The 22,161-nt window shown below is 71.9% G+C and carries 16 protein-coding genes, 2 pseudogenes and 1 riboswitch; of the genes and pseudogenes, 2 read left to right on the forward strand and 16 right to left on the reverse strand.

The window, feature by feature from the left end; translation table 11 throughout:
- Positions 1-71: 71 nt before the first annotated feature.
- From NGF19_RS14020 to NGF19_RS14080, 14 genes and pseudogenes are all read right to left on the reverse strand, one after another.
- Positions 72-1,454 (reverse strand): NAD(P)/FAD-dependent oxidoreductase, encoded by a 1,383-nt coding sequence (locus NGF19_RS14020; RefSeq protein ID WP_252425198.1) that lies wholly within the window; start codon positions 1,452-1,454, stop codon positions 72-74.
- A 487-nt stretch (positions 1,455-1,941) separates the two neighbouring features.
- Complete coding sequence (locus tag NGF19_RS14025; protein ID WP_252425199.1) at positions 1,942-2,895, reverse strand: Ppx/GppA phosphatase family protein; 954 nt, start codon at positions 2,893-2,895, stop codon at positions 1,942-1,944.
- Positions 2,892-3,485 carry a DUF501 domain-containing protein gene (locus NGF19_RS14030; protein WP_252425200.1) on the reverse strand — a complete coding sequence of 198 codons (594 nt, stop codon included), beginning with the start codon at positions 3,483-3,485 and terminating at the stop codon, positions 2,892-2,894. The genes NGF19_RS14025 and NGF19_RS14030 overlap by 4 nt, the downstream gene beginning before the upstream one ends.
- 61 nt (positions 3,486-3,546) lie before the next feature.
- On the reverse strand, positions 3,547-4,032 hold the full coding sequence (locus tag NGF19_RS14035; protein ID WP_252425201.1) for an FtsB family cell division protein: 486 nt from the start codon (positions 4,030-4,032) through the stop codon (positions 3,547-3,549).
- Between the two features lie 82 nt (positions 4,033-4,114).
- Entirely contained in the window at positions 4,115-5,395 is a 1,281-nt protein-coding gene (eno, locus tag NGF19_RS14040; RefSeq protein WP_252425202.1) for a phosphopyruvate hydratase, read from the reverse strand.
- Positions 5,396-5,838: 443 nt separating this feature from the next.
- Positions 5,839-6,099, reverse strand: a pseudogene (locus tag NGF19_RS31115) (LysM peptidoglycan-binding domain-containing protein); the annotation flags it as partial.
- 110 nt (positions 6,100-6,209) lie between these two features.
- Positions 6,210-6,579, reverse strand: a pseudogene (locus tag NGF19_RS31120) (transglycosylase family protein); the annotation flags it as partial.
- A 5-nt stretch (positions 6,580-6,584) separates the two neighbouring features.
- Positions 6,585-6,752, reverse strand: a riboswitch (cyclic di-AMP (ydaO/yuaA leader).
- 199 nt (positions 6,753-6,951) lie between these two features.
- On the reverse strand, positions 6,952-7,998 hold the full coding sequence (locus tag NGF19_RS14050; RefSeq protein WP_252425204.1) for a LysM peptidoglycan-binding domain-containing protein: 1,047 nt from the start codon (positions 7,996-7,998) through the stop codon (positions 6,952-6,954).
- Positions 7,999-8,188: 190 nt separating this feature from the next.
- On the reverse strand, positions 8,189-9,478 hold the full coding sequence (locus NGF19_RS14055) for a cytochrome P450 family protein (protein WP_252425205.1): 1,290 nt from the start codon (positions 9,476-9,478) through the stop codon (positions 8,189-8,191).
- A 49-nt stretch (positions 9,479-9,527) separates the two neighbouring features.
- Entirely contained in the window at positions 9,528-10,526 is a 999-nt protein-coding gene (locus NGF19_RS14060) for a nucleoside triphosphate pyrophosphohydrolase (protein ID WP_252425206.1), read from the reverse strand.
- Between the two features lie 92 nt (positions 10,527-10,618).
- Positions 10,619-11,275 (reverse strand): SurA N-terminal domain-containing protein, encoded by a 657-nt coding sequence (locus NGF19_RS14065; RefSeq protein ID WP_252425207.1) that lies wholly within the window; start codon positions 11,273-11,275, stop codon positions 10,619-10,621.
- A 230-nt stretch (positions 11,276-11,505) separates the two neighbouring features.
- The gene (locus NGF19_RS14070) at positions 11,506-13,029 is read right to left on the reverse strand and encodes a serine/threonine-protein kinase (protein ID WP_308288483.1); all 1,524 of its coding nucleotides are present in this window, start codon (positions 13,027-13,029) and stop codon (positions 11,506-11,508) included.
- The gene (locus tag NGF19_RS14075) at positions 13,026-13,628 is read right to left on the reverse strand and encodes a hypothetical protein (protein ID WP_252425208.1); all 603 of its coding nucleotides are present in this window, start codon (positions 13,626-13,628) and stop codon (positions 13,026-13,028) included. The genes NGF19_RS14070 and NGF19_RS14075 overlap by 4 nt, the downstream gene beginning before the upstream one ends.
- 189 nt (positions 13,629-13,817) lie before the next feature.
- The gene (locus NGF19_RS14080; RefSeq protein ID WP_252425209.1) at positions 13,818-15,857 is read right to left on the reverse strand and encodes an N-6 DNA methylase; all 2,040 of its coding nucleotides are present in this window, start codon (positions 15,855-15,857) and stop codon (positions 13,818-13,820) included.
- A gap of 187 nt (positions 15,858-16,044) precedes the next feature.
- Between NGF19_RS14080 and NGF19_RS14085 the strand changes: the two genes are divergently transcribed.
- The gene (locus tag NGF19_RS14085) at positions 16,045-16,746 is read left to right on the forward strand and encodes an Rv1352/Rv1906c domain-containing protein (RefSeq protein ID WP_252425210.1); all 702 of its coding nucleotides are present in this window, start codon (positions 16,045-16,047) and stop codon (positions 16,744-16,746) included.
- 113 nt (positions 16,747-16,859) lie between these two features.
- Complete coding sequence (locus NGF19_RS14090) at positions 16,860-17,609, forward strand: hypothetical protein (RefSeq protein ID WP_252425211.1); 750 nt, start codon at positions 16,860-16,862, stop codon at positions 17,607-17,609.
- Between the two features lie 23 nt (positions 17,610-17,632).
- Here NGF19_RS14090 and NGF19_RS14095 read toward each other — a convergent pair whose 3' ends face one another.
- Together NGF19_RS14095 and mfd are read right to left on the reverse strand one after the other, a co-directional pair.
- Positions 17,633-18,373 carry an HNH endonuclease family protein gene (locus tag NGF19_RS14095; RefSeq protein WP_252425212.1) on the reverse strand — a complete coding sequence of 247 codons (741 nt, stop codon included), beginning with the start codon at positions 18,371-18,373 and terminating at the stop codon, positions 17,633-17,635.
- Positions 18,374-18,554: 181 nt separating this feature from the next.
- Positions 18,555-22,094, reverse strand: coding sequence for a transcription-repair coupling factor (gene mfd, locus NGF19_RS14100; protein WP_252425213.1), 3,540 nt, complete (start codon positions 22,092-22,094; stop codon positions 18,555-18,557).
- Between the last annotated feature and the right edge of the window lie 67 nt (positions 22,095-22,161).

Raw genomic sequence — 22,161 nt, forward strand, 5'->3', positions numbered from 1 at the left:
CGGGGCGACGCCGAAGGGCCTCCCGCACCACGGATGACGGGAGGCCCTTCGGTCGGACAAGTGCCGTGAGGTCAGGAGGCCTTGGCCTTCTCCTCGGGCTTGCTCGCGGCGGGAGCCGGGGCCGGCTTCGCGGCCTCGTAGAACTCCTCGCGCGGGGACTCGATGGCGCCGAGCGAGACGACCTCGCGCTTGAGGAACATGCTCAGCGTCCAGTCCGCGAAGATGCGGATCTTGCGGTTCCAGGTCGGCATCGCCAGACCGTGGTAGCCACGGTGCATGTACCAGGCCAGCCGGCCGCGCAGCTTGATCTTCGACTTGCCGACGACGATCATCGCGACGCCCTTGTGGAGGCCGAGGCCCGCCACCGCGCCCTTGTTGGCGTGGCTGTACTCCTTCTGCGGGAAGCCCCGCATACCGGAGATCACGTTGTCGCCGAGGGTCTTGGCCTGACGCAGCGCGTGCTGCGCGTTCGGCGGGCACCAGGCGTTCTCGTTGCCCGCCCTGCGGCCGACCATGTCGGGCACCTGGGCGTTGTCGCCCGCGGCCCAGATGTAGTCCGTGCCCTTCACCTGGAGGGTGGGCTCGGTGTCCACGTGGCCGCGCGGGCCGAGCGGCAGACCGAAGCGGGACAGCGCCGGGTTCGGCTTGACGCCCGCCGTCCACACGATCGTGTTGGAGTCGACCTCGAGGCCGTTCTTGAGCACCACGTGGCCGTCGACACAGGAGTCCATGGAGGTGGACAGGTAGACCTCGACGCCGCGGCTCTCGAGGTGCGCCTTGCCGTACTGGCCGAGCTTGGGACCGACTTCGGGGAGGATCTTGTCGGCGGCGTCGACCAGGACGAAGCGCATGTCCTCGCGGGACACGTTCTTGTAGTACTTGGCGGCGTCCCGGACCATGTCCTCGACCTCGCCGATGGTCTCCGCGCCCGCGAAGCCACCACCGATGAAGACGAAGGTGAGCGCCTTGCGGCGGATCTCCTCGTCGGTCGTGGAGTCGGCCTTGTCGAGCTGCTCCAGGACGTGGTTGCGCAGGCCGATGGCCTCCTCGATGCCCTTCATACCGATGCCCTGCTCGGCGAGGCCGGGGATCGGGAAGGTACGGGAGACCGCGCCCATCGCGATGACGAGGTAGTCGAAGGGCAGCTCGTACGCCTCGCCGACCAGCGGGGCGATCGTGGCGACCTTGCGGTCCTGGTCGATGGTGGTGACCCGGCCGGTGAGGACCTCCGCCTTCGGCAGCACGCGTCGCAGCGGGACGACGACGTGCCGGGGGGAGATGCTGCCGGCGGCGGCTTCGGGCAGGAAGGGCTGGTAGGTCATGTACGAGCGCGGGTCGACGACCGTGACGGTCGCCTCGCCGTAGCGCATCTTCTTGAGAATGCGTCGGGCCGCGTACAGGCCTACGTACCCACCGCCTACTACGAGGATCCTGGGACGCTCCGTGGTGCTCATGGCATCGAGTATCCACCTGCCCCTACGGGGTCGCTCGTGCGCCCCTTCACAAGCTTGCAAGGGGTGTCTGCTACACTGCGCGGCCCACGTGACGAAGGTCATGACGCCAAGTGGGAACCTCTGTACGAGCCTCTTCTCCCGCCAGGGCCGTGAGCTGCCCCTTGAGACCTTCGCTGTTCCGTGCCGGGCCCGGTTCCGTCACCGCCGGGCCCTCGGGGGACCGCTCACGCGAGCGCGGTCCACGGCACTTCGAGCCCTCTGTACGTCTCCATAGGCCCCAATCACCGCCCAGCGAGGGCGAATTCCTTGTGAAGAACTTCACAAGTTTTCCGACAGCATGCCGTCAACAGGTTTCCGACCAAGATCTTCCGGAACCCGCCCCTACGGTATCCGACCTGCTCACGGGCAGGTACCAGCGGGTAGCCGAAGCGTGACCGGGGCCCCGTCTGAGCCCCGGTCAGTTCGCGCACCATCCGCGGAGGGTGACTCAGGGCCTCGGGCCCGCCACGGAGAACGCGATGCCGTCGAGGATGTCGTGCTCGCTCACCACGACCTCGGCCGCGCCGATGCGTTCCATGATGGTCAGCAGGACCAGGGCGCCCGCGCCGATGACGTCCACCCGGCCCGGGTGCATCGAGGGGATCGCCGCGCGCTCGGCGTGGGTGGACCTCAGCAGCCGGCCGGTGATCTCCCGGACGCGCTCGTAGGGGACGCGGGAGTGGTGGATCGCCGTCGAGTCGTACTCCGGGAGGTCCTGGGCGATCGCGGAGAGCGTGGTGACCGAGCCCGCGAGCCCGACCAGCGTCCGCGCCTCGCGCAGCGGCACGTCCCGCTCCGCCAGGTCCAGCGCGGCCTCGATGTCGGACCGTATGGCCGCGATCTGCTCCTCGGTGGGCGGGTCGGTGACGACGCCGTCGCGTACGAGATGACGCTCGGTCATCCGGACACAGCCGACGTCGACGGACCGCGCGCCGCGCACCCGGTCGTCGCCGACGACGAACTCCGTGGAGCCGCCGCCGATGTCCACGACCAGATAGGGCCGGGCCAGGTCGGTGCGGCCCGCCAGTTCCCTGGTCGCGCCCGTGAAGGAGAACTCCGCCTCCTGGTCGCCGGAGACGACCTCGGGCTCGACGCCGAGGATGTCCTGGACGCCCCGCACGAACTCGTCGCGGTTCTCGGCGTCCCGGGACGCGGAGGTGGCGACGAAGCGGACGCGCTCGGCGCCGTGCTCCTTGATGATCTCCGCGTACGCACGGCAGGCGGCGAACGTGCGCTCCAGCGCCTCGGGGGCCAGGCGGCCGGTCCGGTCGACGCCCTGGCCGAGCCGGACGATGGTCATCCGCCGGTCCAGTTCGGTCAGTTCGCCCGTGGCCGGGTCGATGTCGGCGACCAGGAGCCGGATGGAGTTCGTACCGCAGTCGACGGCGGCGACGCGCGTCACGCGCCCGCCTCCCCCGCATCGGTGGAGCCGGGGTCGGTGGTGCCGGAGTCCGGCGCCCCGGCCCGCTCCGCGCCTGCCTCGCCCGTCACGCACGAGCCCTTGCGCCACCACTCGGGCAGCATCGCGATCGCCTCGTCGCCGAGCGGGTTGACGCCCGGCCCGGCGGCCAGCGAGTGGGCCACGAGCACATGCAGGCACTTGACGCGGTCGGGCATGCCGCCCGCGCTCGGGAAGCCCTCCAGGACCTCGATGGCGTCCCGGCGGGCGATGTAGTCCTCGTGCGCGGCGCGGTAGGCGGCGGCCAGCTCGGGGTCGGTGGCGAGGCGCTGCGTCATCTCCTTCATGACGCCGTTCGCCTCCAGCGTGCCGATGGCCGAGGCGGCGCGCGGGCACGTCAGGTAGTACGTCGTTGGGAACGGCGTGCCGTCGGGGAGCCGTGGCGCCGTCTCCACGACGTCCGGCTGCCCGCACGGGCACCGGTGCGCGATCGCGCACAGCCCGCGCGGCGTGCGGCCGAGCTGCTGCTGGATGGCCGCGATGTCCGCGTTCGTGGGCTCGGTGCGAGGGGTGGGCGGCGGAGGGGTTTCCATGGCTGTCTTTCAGACTGTCTTTCGTGTCGGTTCGGCGGGCGTGCCGGGTCGGCTCGCCGGTTCAGTGGCCGGATCCGCCGGGCTCGTCGGCCCGGTCGATTCCGTCCCAGAGGCTGGTGTACCAGGGGCGCGCGGCCATCGCCCGGCCCGGCTGCGACGGCTTGGCCGTCTGCGGGTCGATCACGATGTAGCCGGTCTCCCCCGGCATCACATAGTGCAGCCGCTGCCGGATCTGCTGCCGCGCGTACGCGTCGTCCTGCCAGCGTGCCTTGAGGTCGCGCAGGTGCTCGACCCGCTCGTGGGCCTGCTGCTGCTCCCGCTGCTTGGCGGCGATCTCGGAGCGCTGGGAGAAGTACTGCCGGGTCGGGTAGGCGAGCGCCACGATCAGTGAGCACAGGACCAGCGCGAGGAGGGCGGCGCGGCCGGTGAGCCGGGAGCGGCGGGCCTGCCGTCTGGTCTGGGAGCGGTAGACCCGGGCGGCCGTCTGCTCGCCGAGCAGCCGCAGCCTGGTCGTGGTGGAGAACCGGTCGCGGTCCTTCACGGCCATCTCTCCCGCCTCCCCTTCATACGTACGTACGTCCCCGCACACGGTACGGGACCGCGTACGGGGACGTACGACGACTGGCTACTCAGCCCTTGAAGCGCGGGAAGGCGCTGCGGCCGGCGTAGACCGCGGCGTCGTCGAGGATCTCCTCGATGCGCAGGAGCTGGTTGTACTTGGCGACGCGCTCGGAGCGGGCCGGGGCACCGGTCTTGATCTGGCCGCAGTTGGTGGCGACGGCCAGGTCGGCGATGGTGACGTCCTCGGTCTCGCCGGAGCGGTGGGACATCATGCACTTGAAGCCGTTGCGCTGGGCCAGCTCGACGGCGTCGAGGGTCTCGGTCAGCGAGCCGATCTGGTTGACCTTGACCAGCAGGGCATTGGCGGCGCTCTCCTCGATGCCGCGGGCCAGGCGCTCGGGGTTGGTGACGAACAGGTCGTCGCCGACGAGCTGAACCTTGTCACCGAGCCCCGCGGTGATGGTCTTCCAGCCCTCCCAGTCGTCCTCGAACAGCGGGTCCTCGATGGAGACCAGCGGGTACGCCGCGACCAGCTCGGCGTAGTACTCGGTCATCTCGGCGGCGGAGCGCTGCTTGCCCTCGAAGGTGTAGGAGCCGTCCTTGTAGAACTCGGACGCGGCGACGTCGAGCGCGAGGGCGATCTGCTCGCCGGGGGTGTAGCCGGCCTCCTTGATCGCCTCCAGGATGAGGTCGAGGGCCTCGCGGTTGGAACCGAGGTTCGGGGCGAAGCCGCCCTCGTCGCCGAGGCCGGTGGACAGGCCCTTGTTCTTCAGCACCTTCTTGAGGGTGTGGTAGACCTCGGCGCCCCAGCGCAGGGCCTCGGAGAAGGACTCCGCGCCGATCGGGGCGATCATGAACTCCTGGATGTCCACGTTGGAGTCAGCGTGCGAGCCGCCGTTCAGGATGTTCATCATCGGCACCGGCAGCAGGTGCGCGTTCGGGCCGCCGAGGTAGCGGAAGAGCGGGAGGTCGCTGGCCTCGGAGGCGGCGTGGGCGACGGCGAGGGAGACGCCGAGGATGGCGTTGGCGCCGAGGGAGCCCTTGTTGTCGGTGGCGTCCAGGTCGAACATCGCCTGGTCGATCAGGCGCTGCTCGGTGGCGTCGTAGCCGACCAGCTCCGGGCCGATCTGCTCGATGACGGCGAGGACGGCCTTCTCGACACCCTTGCCCTGGTAGCGGTTCGGGTCACCGTCGCGGAGCTCGATGGCCTCGAAGGCGCCGGTGGAGGCGCCGGACGGGACGGCGGCACGACCGGTGCTGCCGTCGTCGAGGCCGACCTCGACCTCGACCGTGGGGTTGCCTCGGGAGTCCAGGATTTCCCGGGCTACGACGACGTCGATGGACGGCACGTGCATCTCCTTCTGGGATGTGACGCTTTGGAGTGCGGGGCACTTGGTGGCTGAGGGCTGTTCCGTAATCCCTGGCGGGCGCGCGACGACAGCTACGGCGCCTCGCCGCGTTGTCGGGACGACCGCATACATCCAGTATGCGGACGTCCCTCCGCCTTGCGATGCACCGCATCTGACGCCGCGCGCTGATCCACCAGGGATTACGGAACAGCCCTCAGAGCCTATCCGCCTGCGGGACCCGGCCGACTGACCGACCGACCCGCGAACAGGTTGACGGTCCATATTGTTTCACGTCGGAACAAATGACGGGGCGGGAACGGCAGAAGAACCCCGCTCCGGCGCGTGCGGGGGAACACGCGCCGGAGCGGGGAGCGGGGGTCTCCGGACGACCTACGTCGAGGTGGCCGCCGGGAGAAGGGAGTTGCGGCCCGGCTGTCCGGCCGTCACTTCAGGTGAAGCTGCTGGCCCGGGTAGATGAGGTCGGCGTCCTCGACGATGTCCTTGTTCAGCTCGAACAGCTTCTGCCAACCGCCGCGGATGTGCTTCTCGGCGGCGATGGAGCTGAGGGTGTCGCCCCGGACGACCTTGTACTCGCCGTCACCCTTCTTGACCTTCTTGCCGGTCGGGGTGGTCACGGTCGTCCGCGCCGCCGGGCGCTCGGTGGAACGGGAGGCCTTCTGCGGCTCGGCCGAACGGGAGACGGTGCCGCTCTGCGTGCTCTTGGGCGCGGCGGGGGTCGTGCTCTTGGGTGCGACCGGGGCCGTGCTCTTGGGCGCGACAGGGGCGGCGGGGGCCGCGCCACCGTTGTTCGGGGTGCTGGACAGGCCCTTGCCGCAGACCGGCCAGGCGCCCTTGCCCTGACCCGCGAGCACCTTCTCGGCGACGGCTATCTGCTGTGCCTTGCTCGCCAGGTCGGCGCGCGCGGCGTAGGCGGTGCCGCCGTACGCGGCCCAGGTGGACGTGGCGAACTGCAGGCCGCCGTAGTAGCCGTTGCCGGTGTTGATGGACCAGTTGCCGCCGGACTCGCACTGGGCGACGGCGTCCCACTCGGCCGTGGTGGCGGCGGAGGCGTTGCCTGCCGCCATCAGCGGGGCGGCGACGGCGGCGCCGGTGACACCGGCGAGCGTGATGGCGCGGACGGCCTTGGACGGACGACGGTGCTTGCCCTTACCGGAAGACAGCATGCTTCGATTCCCCTCACCGACGCCTGCGAGGTGAGCTGTCGGGTTCGGGCCGGTCGAGCTGCCCGGTCGCACGCCCCGAAGGGCGTACGGCTTCACCCCTAGCCGTCCCGGTCAACTCCCGGGCGCGGCACTTACCTTGGGTCCCCCGCTCCTGCCTACGGCGCTTGACGCGACGACTGTTCCCGGGCGGCCACTGGCAGGATTCGGCGTGGCGACCGTCGGGGCCCGCTGTGGCGAGCGGCCTTGACCGTAAGCAGCCTCTCGGCTGAATTTCAAAGACGATCAAGGCTTATGAGACTCATATCTCACTCTCGCCAAAGCGGACATTTGACGTCGAAGTAGGGCGTGAACTGGCGTCAGAAACCGGACAGTTCAGTGCTTCTTCGATGCGTGGCCGTCTTCCAGCGCAAGGCTCTGACCGGGGAGGATGAGGTCGGGGTCGGAGCCGATCGCCTTCTTGTTCACGTCGTACAGCCCGCTCCATCCGCCGCGCAGCTCAAGCGAGTCGGCGATGGCGGACAGCGTGTCGCCGGGGCGGACGGTGTACGAGCCGTCCGTGGCGCCGTGCGCGGCAGGGGAGTCGGGCGAGGCGTGCCGCCCGAACCCGTCGCCGCTGCGCCCGTTCGCGCCCTGTTCGTCGGCGCTGCCGCCGCGATGACGCCCGCCACCGGAGGTGCGGTGCGCGTCCTTGCCCGAAGTGGCCTTCTCCCGCGCCGACTTGCCGGGCTCGGCCTGCTTCGTGGCCTCCTCGGACGGTTCGCCGGACTCCCGTGCGCCGCTCGTCTCGGTGCCCTGCTCGGAGGGAACGGTGGTCGGGTCCGAGGACGGGGAGGACTCGGAGGAGGACTCGGAGGAGGACTCGGACGTGGAGGGCGAAGGGGAGGAAGTAGGCGGCAGCGGAGTCGACTTGGGCGATCCGGGCATGTCTGGCAGACCGGGATCGTTCGCCGCGCCGAAGTCGGAGCCGGAGGTGAGGGGGCCTGAGGTGTGGGGGGAGGACGACGGGTCGTTCGCGACGCCCGTGTCGACCTCGGTCTCACCGGAGTGCTTGGTCAGACCGGCGAGAGGGGCGCAGGACTGCCAGGCGGAGGTCCCCCGGTGGGAGAGGATCCGCTCGGCGACGGCTATCTGCTGCGAGCGGCTGGCCTGGTCCGCGCGGGGCGCGTAGTCGAGGCCGCCGTACTTCTCCCAGTCGGACTGCGTCAACTGCAGGCCGCCGTAGCGGCCGTTGCCGGTGTCCGCGCTCCAGGAGCTGCCGCTCTCGCACTCCGCGACCTGGTCCCAGGTGGTGGCACCGGCCGCGCTCGCACCGGTGGCACCGAGAAGCGGAATCGCGATCGCCGACCCGGTCACACCTGCCGCGACGAGGATCGCGGGGGCCTGGCGGGGGCGACGGTGACGGCCGTTCCCGGGAAGCATACGGTTGCCTTTCGCGCGACAGCAGAGACCACGCGGCAGCCGTGGCGCACCGCCGCGTTACTGCGCGAACGTAGCCGCACTCGAACGCTTGTCACAAGTTCATGCAGCGTGGATCACGCGAATGTCACAGACTTGTCGAAGAGCCGTCTCCCGCTTCCCGCCCGGGTGTCCGCGGTGTCGCGGAGGGTCGTCAGCGGCCCTGTGGCGGAACGGGTGTGAACTCCACGGGGAGCGTGCGCAGTCCGCGCATGATGAGCCCGCCGCGCCAGCGCAGTTCGGCGGGGTCCGCCGCGAGGCGTAGGTCGGGGAGGCGGGTGAGGAGCGTGGCGAGCGCGGTCTGTCCCTCCAGGCGGGCGAGCGGGGCGCCGAGGCAGTAGTGGATGCCGTGCCCGTACCCGAGGTGCTGGTTGTCGCGGCGGGAGAGGTCGAGGAGGTCGGCGTCGGCGAACCGCGCCGGGTCCCGGTCCGCGGCGGCGAGGACGACGAGCACCGGGTCGCCGGGCGCTATGTCCTGCCCGCCGATGGTGAGCGGCCGGGTGGCGAACCGCCAGGTGGCCAGCTCGACCGGGCCGTCGTAGCGCAGGAGTTCCTCGATGCCGGTCTCCAGGAGGCCGTGTTCCCCGGCGATGAGCGCCTGCTGGAGGCGGGTGCGCTGTTCGGGGTGGGTGAGGAGGGCGTACGTCCCGTTGCCGATGAGGTTGACGGTGGTCTCGAACCCGGCGAAGAGCAGGATGAAGGCCATCGCGGCGGCCTCGTTCTCGGTGAGGTGCTCGCCGTGGTCGGAGGCGCGGATGAGCCCGGAGATGAGGTCCTCGCCGGGGGCGGGTGTGTCGGACAGGGCGGCGCGCTTGCGGTGGATGAGGTCGGCGAGATAGCCGCGCATCTTCTTGACGGACCGCGCGACCCCGCCCCTCGGTCCCCCGCCGTGCCGGATCATCATCCCGGCCCACTCCCGGAAGTCGTCCTGGTCCTCGCGGGGAACGCCGAGCAGGTCGCAGATGGCGTAGATGGGCAGCGGGAAGGCGAACTCGTGGATGAGGTCGGCCTCGCCCTTGCCCGCGAACCCGTCGATGAGGTGATCGGTGAGTTCCTGGACGCGCGGCGCGAACTCGGCGACGCGCCGCGGGGTGAACGCCTTGGAGACGAGGCGGCGCAGCCGGGTGTGGTCCGGCGGGTCGATGTTGAGCAGGTGGGTCATCAGCTCGGCCTTGCGCTCGCCGGGGATGCCGGTCTTGCCCTTGGCGTGCGCGGGCTCGTCGTGATGCGCCGGGTTCTTGCTGAGCCGCGGGTCGGCGAGTGCCTGGCGGGCGTCGGCGTAGCGGGTGACCAGCCAGGCCTCCACCCCGCTCGGGAGCGTCGTCCGGTGCACGGGCGCGTGCTCGCGCAGCCAGGCGTAGGCGGGGTACGGATCGGCGGCGAACTCCCAGGTGAAGAGTTCGGGGGCCGGGGTGGAGGAGAGGGGCTGGTGCTGCTCGGTCACTCCTCGACCGTATCCGGCGGCGCGGGATGCCTCACGCCCGCCCGGACGCTCAGCACGCGCTCTCCACCGCCCGGATCGCGTCCCGGTACACCCGTGCCGCCGCACGCAGGGCCGCCTCCGGGTCCACGCCCTCCGCCTCCGCGCGCGCGGCTGCCGCCAGCAGGTCGTAGCCGATGCCCTCGCCCTTCGGGAGCGGAACGTCGAGGCCCGCGGTACGGACGCGGGAGGCCAGCTTCGCCGCCAGGGCGAGGCCGGGCTGGCCGAGCGGGACGCCTTCGGTCACCGAGGTGCGCTGCTTCTCGACCGCCTTCGTACGCAGCCAGTGTGCCTTGACCTCCTCCGGTGTCGTCGCGGTCGCGTCCCCGAAGACATGCGGGTGGCGGTGGATCAGCTTGGCGACGATGCCGCCCGCCACGTCGTCGATGGAGAAGGGGGCGTCGGGGTCCTCCTCGGCTATGCGGGCGTGGAAGACGACCTGGAGCAGGACGTCGCCCAGCTCCTCGCGCAGCTCGTCGCGGTCGCCCTCCTCGATCGCCTCGACCAGTTCGTACGCCTCTTCGATGCCGTACTTCGCCAGGCCCTTGTGGGTCTGTCGGGAGGACCAGGGGCACTCGACGCGGATCCGGTCCATGACCTGGACGAGGTCGAGCAGGCGGGCGCCCGGGAGGTCGTAGGAGGCGGGCAGCAGCTCCAGCTCCGGCATGCTCACGCGGCCGGATCCGGCGAGGCGGGCCAGGCCGTCGGTGAGGCGCGGCTCGCCCTCGCCGGTCGCCACCACGACCACCGTGCGCCCGCCCGCGCAGGCGTCGACCAGCTCCTGTGCGCTCGGGGCGGCCTCCTCGACCGCCGTGCCCGCCTCGCGCAGATACGGAAGCTGCGGATGCGCCCCGTCCGCGCACAGCACCCGGTCCGCCGCGCGCAGCGCCTGCCAGGCGGGCCAGGACAGGAGTCCGGGGGCGACCCGGTGGCTGGTGGTGAGCAGGACGATCCGGCCGGGGGCGGCGACCTCGCCCCGGCCCTGGGCGCCTTCGAAGCTGGTTGCGTTCACCCCTCGAACGTAACGCACCCCACCGACCGCCCCCGTAGTTGTCCACAGGCCGGTGGACAACCGGTCTGCGCGGCCTGCGGTACCGCCCCGGCCTACGCGGCCTGCGGTACCGCCGCCGGGGCCGTGACCTCCTTGATCCAGGGTGTCTTCGCGTCCACGGGGCTGCTCTTGCTCACGTCCCAGGCGCCGTAGCGCGGGTTCAGATCGACGTGCAGGTCCTTCGACGCCTGCCCCAGCGCCTTCCAGAAGGTGTCCTTGCCCTCGACCGTGGTCATGTCGGCGCCGAGCGCGGCGGCCAGCTTCTGCGCCTCGACCGTGGTGCGCAGGCTGTCGTCGACGCGCGCGGGGGCCACTCCGTACTGCTCCAGCCAGGCGGCGTCCAGCGCCTTCGCGCTGCCCGCCTGCTGCTCCAGGCTCGTCCGCAGTTGCTGGACGTCCCGGCGGGTGACGCTCACGCCCGCGTCGTGGGCGGCGCGGTCCAGGACGCGGTCGAGGACCAGGCTGTGCAGGGTGTCACGGCTGAGGCTGCTGGTCCGGGAGACGGCCTGCTGGTACTGGACGTCGTCCGTGGCGGCGGCCCGCTGGGCGGTACGGATCTCGTTCACCCGGCCCTCCAGTTGCGCGACCGTGATCCGGTCCTGACCGACGACGGCCGCGGCGCCGGGGTGCGGCGTGCTGCCGCAGGCGGCGAGGAGAGGGGCGGCGGCCAGAACGGCGCTGAGGGCGATCGCGGTGCGGCGGCGGTGCAAGGTGGCCTCCCTGGGAGAGCTTGCCATGTCGAGGCGGCGCAGAGCGCCACGAGGGGTGGTGGTCGGGCGACGGGCGGGAGCACAGGGTCTTGCGATGATCGATGGTAGGCAGTGGCCCAGCTCCGGCCAACCCATTCGACCAACGATTCAACGGGAGTTCGGGCACCGCCGGACCGAAGACGGCCGATTCCCCGCCGTCCGGCCGCCGCCGGGCGTCTCGAAGAGCGTTTTCAGGCCCGCACCTGCCCCAGCCACTGCAGGGTCCGGCGGATGTCCGCGGCCAACGGATGACCGGGCCCGCGCAGGCGCTCCACGTCGTGCAGGAGCCGCACCAGGGTGTCCTGGGCGCTCACCCGGTCGCCGAGGGCGAGCAGCAGATGGCCGATGCGGCGGCGGACGTCCAGGGCGAGTTCCGGGTCCCCGGCCACGTACCGGTTCTCGTAGTACGGCAGCAGGGCCCGGTACTCGGCGAGGGCCGCCACCGGTTCCCCGAGCTGTTCCAGGCACTGGGCGACGTCGTAGCGGAAGCGCAGGGACTGGGGGTCGGCCTGGCCCGACTCGGTGGCGCGTTCGTCGGCGAGGCGGCGCAGTTCGGGCAGCGCCCGGCGGTACTGCCCGTCGTCCATGAGCGTGGCCGCGTACTGCTTGCGCAGGGTGCGGACGACCGGTGAGTGCTCGCCGTGCTGGGCGGCGGCGACCGGGAGGATCGCGCCGAGGATGTCCACGGCCTGGGTGACCCGGCCCTCGCCGAGCAGCCGCTTGACCTCGTCGACGGCGCCCGCGACATCGGCTCGCTCGGGCGCCGGAGCCGACTGCGGCCGGGGCGCGGGGACTTGGGCCCGGTACGGCCATGGGGCATGCGGGAGGAGGAAGGGGCGTGTGGGGTCGAGGGGGGCGCCTGTGGGTGTGCCGCGCGCCGGTATGAGCGGGAGCAGCTCCTCGTACGTCTCCTGGGCCGAGGCCGGGCGGTGCTGCGGGTCCTTGGCGAGCAGGCGCAGCACGAGCGCCTCCAGCGCCTCGGGCACCTCCGGGCGCAGGGTGCGCACCGGGGCGGGCGGGTCGTAGAGGTGGCGGTGCAGCACGCCGAGGGCGGTGGTCCCGGTGAACGGCGCCTGTCCGGTGAGGAGTTCGTGCAGGAGCACACCGAGCGCGTACAGGTCGGTGTAGGGGCCGACCGCGCCGCCCATCGCCTGCTCGGGGGCCATGTAGGCGGGCGAGCCGATGGGAGAGCCGGTGTGGGTGAGGCGGGTGGTGTCCGTGTCCATCACCGAGGCGACACCGAGGTCGAGGACGGTGACCGTGCCGTCCGGCCGGACCATCACGTTCCGGGGCTTGAGGTCGCGGTGCACGATCGGTACGGCGTGCACGGCGGACAGCGCGGCGCAGAGCTGCGCGGCGACGGCCACCGCCCACGACCAGGGGTAGGGGTCGTGCTCGGCGAGGTGGTCGGCGAGGTCGGCCCCGTCGACGTACTGCATCACGAGATACAGCTCCTCGCCCGCGCTGCCCGCGTCGTGCACGGTGACCAGCCCGGGGTGGTCGACCTGCGCGGTCACCCGGCACTCCCGTACGAAGCGGCGGCGCAGCTCGTCGGCCTCCTGGCCGGCCACCTTGTCCGGGCGCAGCAGCTTGACGGCCACGCGCCGGTCCAGGCGCTGGTCGTATCCCGTCCAGACCTGGCCCATGCCGCCCTGGCCGATGAGCGTGGACAGTGCGTAGCGGTCGGCGATGAGGCGTCCGCTCGCCATGGTCACCGACCGTCCTCGTGCTTGCGGAGGTAGTCGCTCAGCTCGTCGAGTTCGGCCCGGACCTGGTCGATGCGCGCGGGGGCGGGCTGCTGCGGCTGCGGGGGTCGCGGGGGTTGCAGGGGCTGTGGGACCGGCGGGTACGGGGTCGGCGGGGACTGCGTGGCGGCGTACGGCTGCGGGGCCGGGGCCGGGTAGCCGTAGCCCTGGTGCGGTGGTGCGGGGACCACGGGGGTCTGCGGCGTGGCGGCCGTGGTCTGCGAGGGCAATGGCGCGAAGGGCGGGGCGGCGCGGTGGTGGCGCACGTCGAAGACCAGGAAGTGGGCGGTGCTGAACGCGGCGAGGAGCAGGAGCACGGCCATCGCGACGTCGCCCCGGTGGTCGTTGTCCGGGAGCATGCCGACGGTGGCGAACGCGGCGATGGTCACCGGCAGGCTGAGCCAGGCCAGCAGCCAGTCCCCTCGTCTTCCGCGCAGCATGGCCACCCGGAACAGCGGCAGACCGGCGAGCAGTCCGCAACTGAGGGGGCCGACGGCGGCGAACAGGACGCGCAGGAAGGTGGCCGTGCCCGAAGTGCGGGTGGGCGGCTGCACACCGTGGCCGTACATGGCTGCTCCTGGGACCGTGGTGAGGACGGACGAAGATCGGAGTCCGAGCGTATAGCCCTCCCCGGACACAGCGTCACGGGTCGGGCACAACCCCTGCTGTCCCCCGCACCCGTGCCCGTCCCCCCTCCCGTACTCCTCCCCGTGCGCGTACTCCCCCCGTGCCCCTACCCCTCCCCGTCCCCGCACCCGTCAGTCCGGGGCGACCGTGCCGTCCGTCAGCCCGTCGTGCAGGCCCCGGACGAGCTGTTCCCCGAGGCGGCCTGCGAGGCGCAGCGTGTCCTCGAACGCGGCGAGCGCCCGGAAGTGTTCGCCGTAACGGCGCTGCCGGTCCAGCGGGAGCCGGGGCAGTTGGAGGCGGCGCACATCGAGCCGGGTCGCGGTGGAGGCATAGCTGCTGGCCTGGCGGGTGTTGGCGGTACCGCGCAGGAAGCCGGCGAGGAACCAGGCGTCCAGCGCGGCCGGGTCGGGCCGCAGCAGTGTGAGGTTGCGCCCGAGGGCGGCTCCGGCGGTCACCCGGTCGATCACCCGCGCGACGGCGCCGCCGCCGAGGACGGGCACGACGACATCGCCCTCCTCGACCAGGACCGGCTCCTCCCCGACCGCGGGCAGCGTGCCGGACGGTGCGGTGCCCGCGAGGACGTCGTGGTCGGTGAGTACGCGCGACGAGGGGCCGTTCCCTCCACTGCGCATCAACAGCGCGCCCCCACGGGCGAGTTCGCCGACGGTGGTGAGCGACCAGCGGACCTGTTCGACGGGGCTGCGCGGGGCGGCGCCGGGCGCGGGGAGCGGCTCGGAGAGTTCGGCGGTGCGGCGCAGGGTCTCGCCGAGGCGGGCGCTCAGGGCCGTCAGCTCCTCGGCGCCGCCGCCCGCCGCGGGCGGCGGGAGATGGCGGGCGGGGGCCAGGTCGACGTCGTCGTCGAGGAGTTCGATGACGGGTACGGAGCGGCTCACGCCCGGCACCTCCGACACGCTGCCGCTGCGCGCGAACGGGCGCCAGGCGTCGAGGACCGCGGTGCGCACGCTCTCCCAGTCCGGGCCGCCGCGCGCCTCGGCGGTGGCGGCGCCGCCGTCCGCGACGAGCAACTCCGGGTGCGCGGGCGCTCCTTCGGGGCGGCGCAGCACCCACAGGTGCAGCGGGATGTTGTACGGGGGCGCCGCACCGGCCGGCAGGGCGATCACGGCGCGCAGGGCGCCGCGGCGCAGCAGATCGGCCCGGATGCGGCGGCCCGAGCGGCGGGAGGCGGCGGCGGGCGGCATCAGCAGGACGGCGGTGCCACCGTCCTTGAGGCGGGCCAACGCGTGCTGCACCCAGGCGAGTTCGGATTCCGTACGGGCCGGGAAGCCGTACTCCCAGCGGGGGTCGTAGGTGAGTTCGTCGTGGCCCCAGTTGCGTTCGTTGAACGGCGGGTGGCACAGCACCGCGTCGGCCCTGAGGGTGTCGAACGCGTCGGCCCGGAGGCTGTCCCCGGCGGCGGTGCGCACGGCGGCCTTCGTGTGCAGGGTGAGGCGCAGCGCCGTGAACGCGGCCAGCGCGGGGTCGCCGTCCTGGCCGTACAGCCGCTGTTCGGGCAGGGGGGCGACGGCGCGCAGCAGGGCGCCGGTGCCGCAGGCCGGGTCGAGGACGGTGCGGGCGGGGCCCGCGAGGTCGGCCATCAGCGCGGCGGGGCCGTCCGGAGTGAGCGTGTACTGACGGGGGTTGGCGTCGAGATACCGGCCGAGCAGGAACTCGTACGCCTCGGGGGCGCCCAGTTCGGCGGCGAGTTCGGCGACGCCGCGCAGCAGCGGGGCCGAGGGCCGGAGCCGTTCGGGGGCCGGGACGGGTACGGCGGAGCCGTGGAGCGCGCCGGAGGCCAGTACCTGTTCGAGGGCGGTGGGCAGGAGTTCGGCCAGGTGGGCGTCGGAGCCCGCGCTCGCCTCCTTCCAGACGCCGGGCCGGTCATGGACGAGCACGAGGACGCATCCCGCGAGGACGAGCGCCGTCAGGGGCCCTTCCGGGTGGCCCGCCAGGTGCTGCCACACGCGCTCGCGCAGCGGCACCTCGGCGAGCTTGCCCTGGCGGCGCAGCCAGCCCTCCACCTCGCCGAGCGCGAAGGAGGGGCTGGTGTCGGTGCCGCCGACCGGCTTGGGGAAGTCGGGATGGCGGCGGCGCCAGTTGCTGACGGCGGCCCGGCCGACCCCCGCGAGCCGGGCGATACCGGCCGCGGTCACCTCTGTCCCGTTGTCCTCCACCCACCGGCTCCCCTCTGCTCTGTGTGGCGTCGAGCATACCGATGCACGCAACGCACCCCCCTTCACGCCCGTGCACACTACCCAACCTGTGAATCGTGTTGACTCGGTTCACACGCTCTGCTGTTATTGACCCATCGAACGAGCGATCCGCCGAACAGTGGCGCATCGCCTGGGGGGAGGCTTCGTCATGGGCAAGGGCAAGATCGCGCTGGGCGTGGTGGTCGGCGTCGTCGTCATCGGCGCGGTGTCCGCGAACGCGGGCAACGACGAGGACAAGGGCGGCAAGGACACGTCCGCGTCCTCGGGGCAGCACTCCGGAAGCGGGTCCGGCCAGGGCTCCGGGGGCAAGGGCGGGTCCGCCGCGAAGGACGCGAAGGACAAGGGCAAGGCCCCCGCGTTCGGCGGCGACGGCAGCTACCAGGTCGGCAAGGACGTCAAGCCCGGCACCTACCGGACGGCCGACAACTCCGACGGCTGCTACTGGGAGCGCGCCAAGGACGCCTCGGGCGAGTTCGAGGCGATCCTCGCCAACGACAACGTCACCGGCACGAGTTACGTGACCATCAAGGCGAGCGACAAGCTGTTCAAGACGAACGGCTGCGCGGACTGGCAGACCGTCGAGGACAAGCCGTCCGGCACGCCCCGTACCCGGAAGATCGACGGCGACGCGGGGATGCTCCGGGTCGGCGTCGACATCGCCCCCGGCACCTACACCTCCGCGGGCAACAAGGACGACGGATGCTACTGGGAGCGCGCCAAGGACGCCCTGCACTCCCTCGATTCCATCGCGGCGAACGACAACGCCAGCGGGACGGCCGTCGTCACGGTCGCCGCGAGCGACGCCTACTTCAAGACCACGGGCTGCGCGGACTGGACGAAGTCCTCCTGACCCACCGCGGATCCCCGGACCTTCCCGGGTCCCCCGGCCGGGGCGGCCTGCCGCGCTGCCCCGCCCCGGCACGTCCCACCGCACCACATGTCACATCACCTCAAGGAACTCCCATGCGCCGCACCGCACTCGCCGCCCTCTGCCTCGCCGTCGCAGCCGCCGCCGGAGTCACCGGCTGCCTGCCCGGCGGGAGCAAGGCCGACAGCAAGCCCGAGGAACCGTTCGCCGGGCTCTCCGGAAGCGAGATCGCCGAACGCGCCATGAAGGCCACCACCGGTGCCTCGTCGCTGCGCATGCGCGGGGACGTGTACGACGACGAGTCCGACGGCATGATCCGGCTCGACATGGCCCTGGACAAGAAGGGCACCTGCGCCGGCACCATCAGCATGAACGGAACGGGCAAGGCCGAACTGATCAAAACCGGCGACACCCTCTACCTGAAGCCCGACGAGGCGTTCCTGCGCGCACAGAGCAAGGGGGACTCCAAGGACGAGACCGACGCGGTGGTGTCCTTCATGGCCGGGAAGTGGACCAAGACGAAGGTCACGGGCAAGGACGCCGCGGACATCTCCGGGTTCTGCGATCTGGACACGGTGCTGGCCGGGGCCGACGAGGGGACCACGGACGCCGAGCGCGGCGCGACGACCGAGGTCGACGGCGTCCCGGCGGTCGTCCTGCGCGAGAAGGACGGCAAGGAGAAGTACACGGCGTATGTCGCCACCTCGGGCAAGCCCTACCTGCTGAAGGTCACCAGCAGCTCCAAGAAGGAACCGGTGACGATCTCCTTCACGGACTACGGGAAGCCGGTACGGGCCGCCGCGCCCCAGGGCAAGGTCATCGACCTGGACGCACTGGGCGGGTGACGCGGGCGGGCGGCCCCGCGGGCTCAGTTCGCGTGGAACCGGTCCGGCGCGTTCGTCGGGTTGCCGCCGGAGGGGAGCCGCTGGCTCGGGCAGGCCGCGATGACGTTCTTCATCGCCGTCTTCTCCGCGGCCGTCACCCACAGCTCGTACTTCTTCTTCACGGCCACCTGGGCGGCGACGTACGAGCAGCGGTACGCCTTGTTCGGCGGGAGCCAGTTCGAGGCGTCGCCGTCGCCCTTGCTGCGGTTGGGGGTCGCGCCCACCGCGAGCAGGTTGAGCGGGTCGTTGGCGAGCGCTATCCGCTTGCTGGGGGCCCAGCCCTTGGCGCCGGTCTGCCAGGCGTTCGAGAGCGCGACGATGTGGTCGATGTCCACCTGGCTGCGACCGCGCGCGAACGTCACGTTCTCGCCGCCGTACGGGTCGGGCGCCAGCAGCCCCGAGGCGACCTTGCAGTCCCCGTCGGTGAACTTCACGTTCTTCAGGTCCCGCCGGAGGATGTCGTCGCGGGTGTCGCAGCCGTTGGAGTCGGTGTCCGCCCAGGGGCTGCCGAACCGGTCCCGGCCGTAACCGTCCTTCGGTGCCCATGACTTGACGGTCAGGGAGTCGATCGCGGCAAGCACGGCACCGCCGGACGCGGTCTCATGCGGCGTCGCGGCCCCCTCCGTCTCCTGCGATCCCCCGGTCCCCGTCGTCTCCTCCGCGCAGCCGCTCACGGCGACCAGAACCAGAGCAGCGGCGGCGACAGCACCCCTCAGACGCACCACGCGACGTCCTCCCCTTGCGTGTTCCACTACGTTGCGGGCCGCCCCGACGGGCGCGTTTCCGCTGGTCCCACCGTATCCGCCGCAGCCTCATCTTCATACCGGCGCCCAACCGGCCCGCGGTGCACGCCGGTTGCGGGCGCCGGTGGTGAGACGGCTCGCTCAGGCCCCGCACGCGCCGGGGCTACGAACCCAGGACCGACGCCAGGAACTCCCCGGTCCAGCCCAGCAACTCCCGCCCCGTCAGCGGCTTTCCGCCCACCTTCGCGGTCTTCGGGCGGGGCACCAGGACCTGGTGCGTGGCCGGCTTGATGACGGTGCCCGGGTAGAGCCGCTTGAGCCGCAGCTCCTGGGACTCCCTCAACTCCACCGGTGCGAAGCGGATGTTGTTGCCCTGGAGGACGATCTCCCCGACGCCGCAGGCACGGGCGAGCATCCGCAGCCCCGCCACCAGCAGGAGGTTCTCGACCGGCTCGGGCAACTTGCCGTAGCGGTCGACGAGTTCCTCGCGTACGGCCTTGACGTCCTCCTCCGTGTTCGCGGAGGCGATCGCCCGGTAGGCCTGGAGGCGCAGCCGCTCGCCCGGCGCGTAGTCGTGCGGGACATGCGCGTCGACCGGCAGCTCGATCTTGACCTCCAGCGGCGGCTCCTCCTCGACCCCGCCCTCCAGGGAGGCGCGGTAGTCCGCGACCGCCTCGCCGACCATCCGTACGTACAGGTCGAAGCCCACGCCCGCGATGTGCCCGGACTGTTCGCCGCCGAGGAGATTGCCCGCGCCGCGGATCTCCAGGTCCTTCATCGCCACGTACATGCCCGCGCCCATCTCCGTGTGCTGGGCGATGGTCGCCAGGCGCTCGTGGGCGGTCTCCGTCAGCGGCTTCTCCGGCGGGTACAGGAAGTAGGCGTAGCCGCGCTCGCGGCCCCGGCCGACCCGGCCGCGCAACTGGTGCAGTTGGGAGAGGCCGAAGTTGTCGCCGCGCTCCACGATCAGCGTGTTCGCGTTGGAGATGTCGATGCCCGACTCGACGATCGTCGTGGAGACCAGGACGTCGTACTTCTTCTCCCAGAAGTCGACGACCACCTGCTCCAGCGTCTGCTCCGACATCTGGCCGTGGGCCGTGGCGATCCGCGCCTCCGGGACGATCTCGCGCAGGCGCGCGGCGGCACGGTCGATGGACTCCACCCGGTTGTGGATGTAGAAGACCTGGCCCTCGCGCAGCAGTTCACGCCGGACGGCGGCGCCGATCTGCTTCTCCTCGTAGGGGCCGACGAAGGTCAGCACCGGGTGGCGCTCCTCGGGCGGGGTGGTGATCGTGGACATCTCGCGGATGCCCGTCACCGCCATCTCCAGCGTCCTCGGGATCGGCGTCGCGGACATCGTCAGCACGTCGACGTTGGCGCGCAGCTTCTTGAGCTGCTCCTTGTGCTCGACACCGAAGCGCTGCTCCTCGTCGACGATGACGAGACCGAGGTCCTTGAACTTCGTCTGGGACGAGAACAGCCGGTGGGTGCCGATGACGACGTCCACCGAGCCTTCCGTCAGGCCCTCCAGGACGGCCTTCGCCTCCGTGTCCGTCTGGAAGCGGGACAGCGCCCGTACGTTCACCGGGAACTGGGCGTAGCGCTCGGAGAACGTGCCGAAGTGCTGCTGGACCAGCAGGGTGGTGGGGACGAGCACCGCCACCTGCTTGCCGTCCTGCACGGCCTTGAAGGCGGCCCTGACCGCGATCTCCGTCTTGCCGTAGCCCACGTCGCCGCAGATCAGGCGGTCCATCGGGACCGACTTCTCCATGTCCTCCTTGACCTCGGCGATCGTGGTGAGCTGGTCGGGGGTCTCGGCGTAGGGGAAGGCGTCCTCCAGCTCGCGCTGCCAGGGCGTGTCCGTGCCGAAGGCGTGGCCGGGGGCCGCCATGCGCGCACTGTAGAGCTTGATGAGGTCCGCGGCGATCTCCTTGACGGCCTTCTTCGCGCGCGCCTTCGTCTTCGTCCAGTCCGCGCCGCCCAGGCGGTGCAGGGTCGGGGCCTCGCCGCCGACGTACTTGGTGATCTGCTCCAACTGGTCGGTGGGGATGTAGAGGCGGTCGCCGGGCTGGCCGCGCTTGGCCGGGGCGTACTCCACCACCAGGTACTCGCGGGTGGCGCCCTGGACCGTGCGCTGGGCCATCTCGATGTAGCGGCCCACGCCGTGCTGTTCGTGGACGATGTAGTCGCCGGACTCCAGGGTCAGCGGGTCGATGGTCTTGCGGCGGCGGACGGGCATCCGGGCGCCGTCGCGGCCGGCGGTCCGCTGGCCGGAGAGGTCGGTCTCGGTGAGTACGGCGAGTCCGAGCGCGGGGTCGACGAAGCCGTGGTCGATCGAGCCGCACGCCACGTGCACGACCGCGGGGGACAGGGCGCCGAGGTCGGGGTCGAGGCGGGCGGCGATGCCCTCGCCTCCGAGCACCTCGACGGTGCGGGAGGCCGGGCCGTGGCCTTCGGTGACGAACACCGTGCACCACCGGTCGGCGAGCCAGCCCTTGGTGTCGGCGAGCGCCTTCGCGGTGTCCCCGCGGTAGGTCTCCGGGGCGTGCATACCGAGCTTGAGCGTGTCCCCGTCGAGGGCGTCCAGCTCGTCGTCCGCCGCGAACGGCGACACGGACCACCACATCATGCCCAGCTCGCGGGCCCGCTCCCGGACGTCCGCGAGGGACCACAGGGAGGCCGCGCCGACGTCGATCGGCGCGTCCCCGCCACCCGCCGTGGCCGCCCAGGAGGCCTGGAGGAACTCCTGGCTGGTCGCCACCAGGTCCGCGGCCCTCGTCCGTACCCGCTCCGGGTCGCAGACGACGGCCATGGCGCCCGCGGGCAGCACGTCGAGCAGCAACTCCATGTCGTCGACCAGGACGGGCGCGAGGGACTCCATGCCCTCGACGGCGATGCCCTCGGCGATTCTGCCGAGCAGCTCGCCCAGTTCGGGGTGGCGCTCGGCGAGGGCGGCGGCCCGCTCCCGTACGTCGCCCGTCAGCAGCAGTTCCCGGCACGGGGGCGCCCACAGGCCGTGCTCGGCGACCTCCAGGGAGCGCTGGTCGGCGATCTTGAAGTAGCGGATCTCCTCGATGTCGTCGCCCCAGAACTCCACGCGCAGCGGGTGTTCCTCGGTGGGCGGGAAGACGTCGAGGATGCCGCCGCGTACGGCGAACTCGCCGCGCTTCTCGACCAGTTCGACCCGGGAGTACGCGGCGGCGGCCAGCGCCTGGACGACGTCGTTCAGATCGGCCTGCTCGCCGGTGCGCAGCGCGACCGGCTCCAGGTCGCCGAGGCCCTTGACCTGCGGCTGGAGTACGGAGCGCACGGGCGCGACGACGACGGAGACCCGGCCGGTGTCGGGGTCGTCGGGGCTGGGGTGGGCCAGGCGGCGCAGGACGGCGAGGCGGCGGCCGACGGTGTCGCTGCGGGGGCTGAGCCGCTCGTGCGGGAGCGTCTCCCACGAGGGGTACTCCACGACGCTCTGCGCGGGCAGCAGCGAGCGCAGCGCGGCGGCGAGGTCCTCGGCCTCGCGGCCGGTGGCCGTGACCGCGAGCACGGGGCGGGCGGCGTCGCGGGCCAGCGCGGCGATGGCGAAGGGGCGCGCCGCGGGCGGGCCGACGAGGTCGACATGCATGCGGTTGCCGTCACCGGCCGCGGCGACCGCTTCCGTGAGGGCGGCGTCCTTGACGACGGCGTCGAGCAGACCGTGCAGGCTCATGGAGGGGGCTTTCCGTCCGGAGGTGGGCAACGCGGCGGGCCCGACACGTCTGGGGCCTGCTCTGAGT

Source organism: Streptomyces macrolidinus (assembly GCF_023887685.1).
Taxonomy (GTDB): Bacteria; Actinomycetota; Actinomycetes; order Streptomycetales; family Streptomycetaceae; genus Streptomyces; species Streptomyces macrolidinus.

Bases quoted from the DNA above. Each gene is read 5' to 3' on its own strand.
- NGF19_RS14020 (WP_252425198.1), bottom strand. From the start codon at position 1,454: ATGAGCACCACGGAGCGTCCCAGGATCCTCGTAGTAGGCGGTGGGTAC.
- NGF19_RS14030 (WP_252425200.1), bottom strand. From the start codon at position 3,485: ATGGAAACCCCTCCGCCGCCCACCCCTCGCACCGAGCCCACGAACGCG.
- NGF19_RS14035 (WP_252425201.1), bottom strand. From the start codon at position 4,032: ATGGCCGTGAAGGACCGCGACCGGTTCTCCACCACGACCAGGCTGCGG.
- NGF19_RS14050 (WP_252425204.1), bottom strand. From the start codon at position 7,998: ATGCTTCCCGGGAACGGCCGTCACCGTCGCCCCCGCCAGGCCCCCGCG.
- NGF19_RS14075 (WP_252425208.1), bottom strand. From the start codon at position 13,628: ATGTACGGCCACGGTGTGCAGCCGCCCACCCGCACTTCGGGCACGGCC.
- NGF19_RS14085 (WP_252425210.1), top strand. From the start codon at position 16,045: ATGGGCAAGGGCAAGATCGCGCTGGGCGTGGTGGTCGGCGTCGTCGTC.
- NGF19_RS14090 (WP_252425211.1), top strand. From the start codon at position 16,860: ATGCGCCGCACCGCACTCGCCGCCCTCTGCCTCGCCGTCGCAGCCGCC.
- mfd (WP_252425213.1), bottom strand. From the start codon at position 22,094: ATGAGCCTGCACGGTCTGCTCGACGCCGTCGTCAAGGACGCCGCCCTC.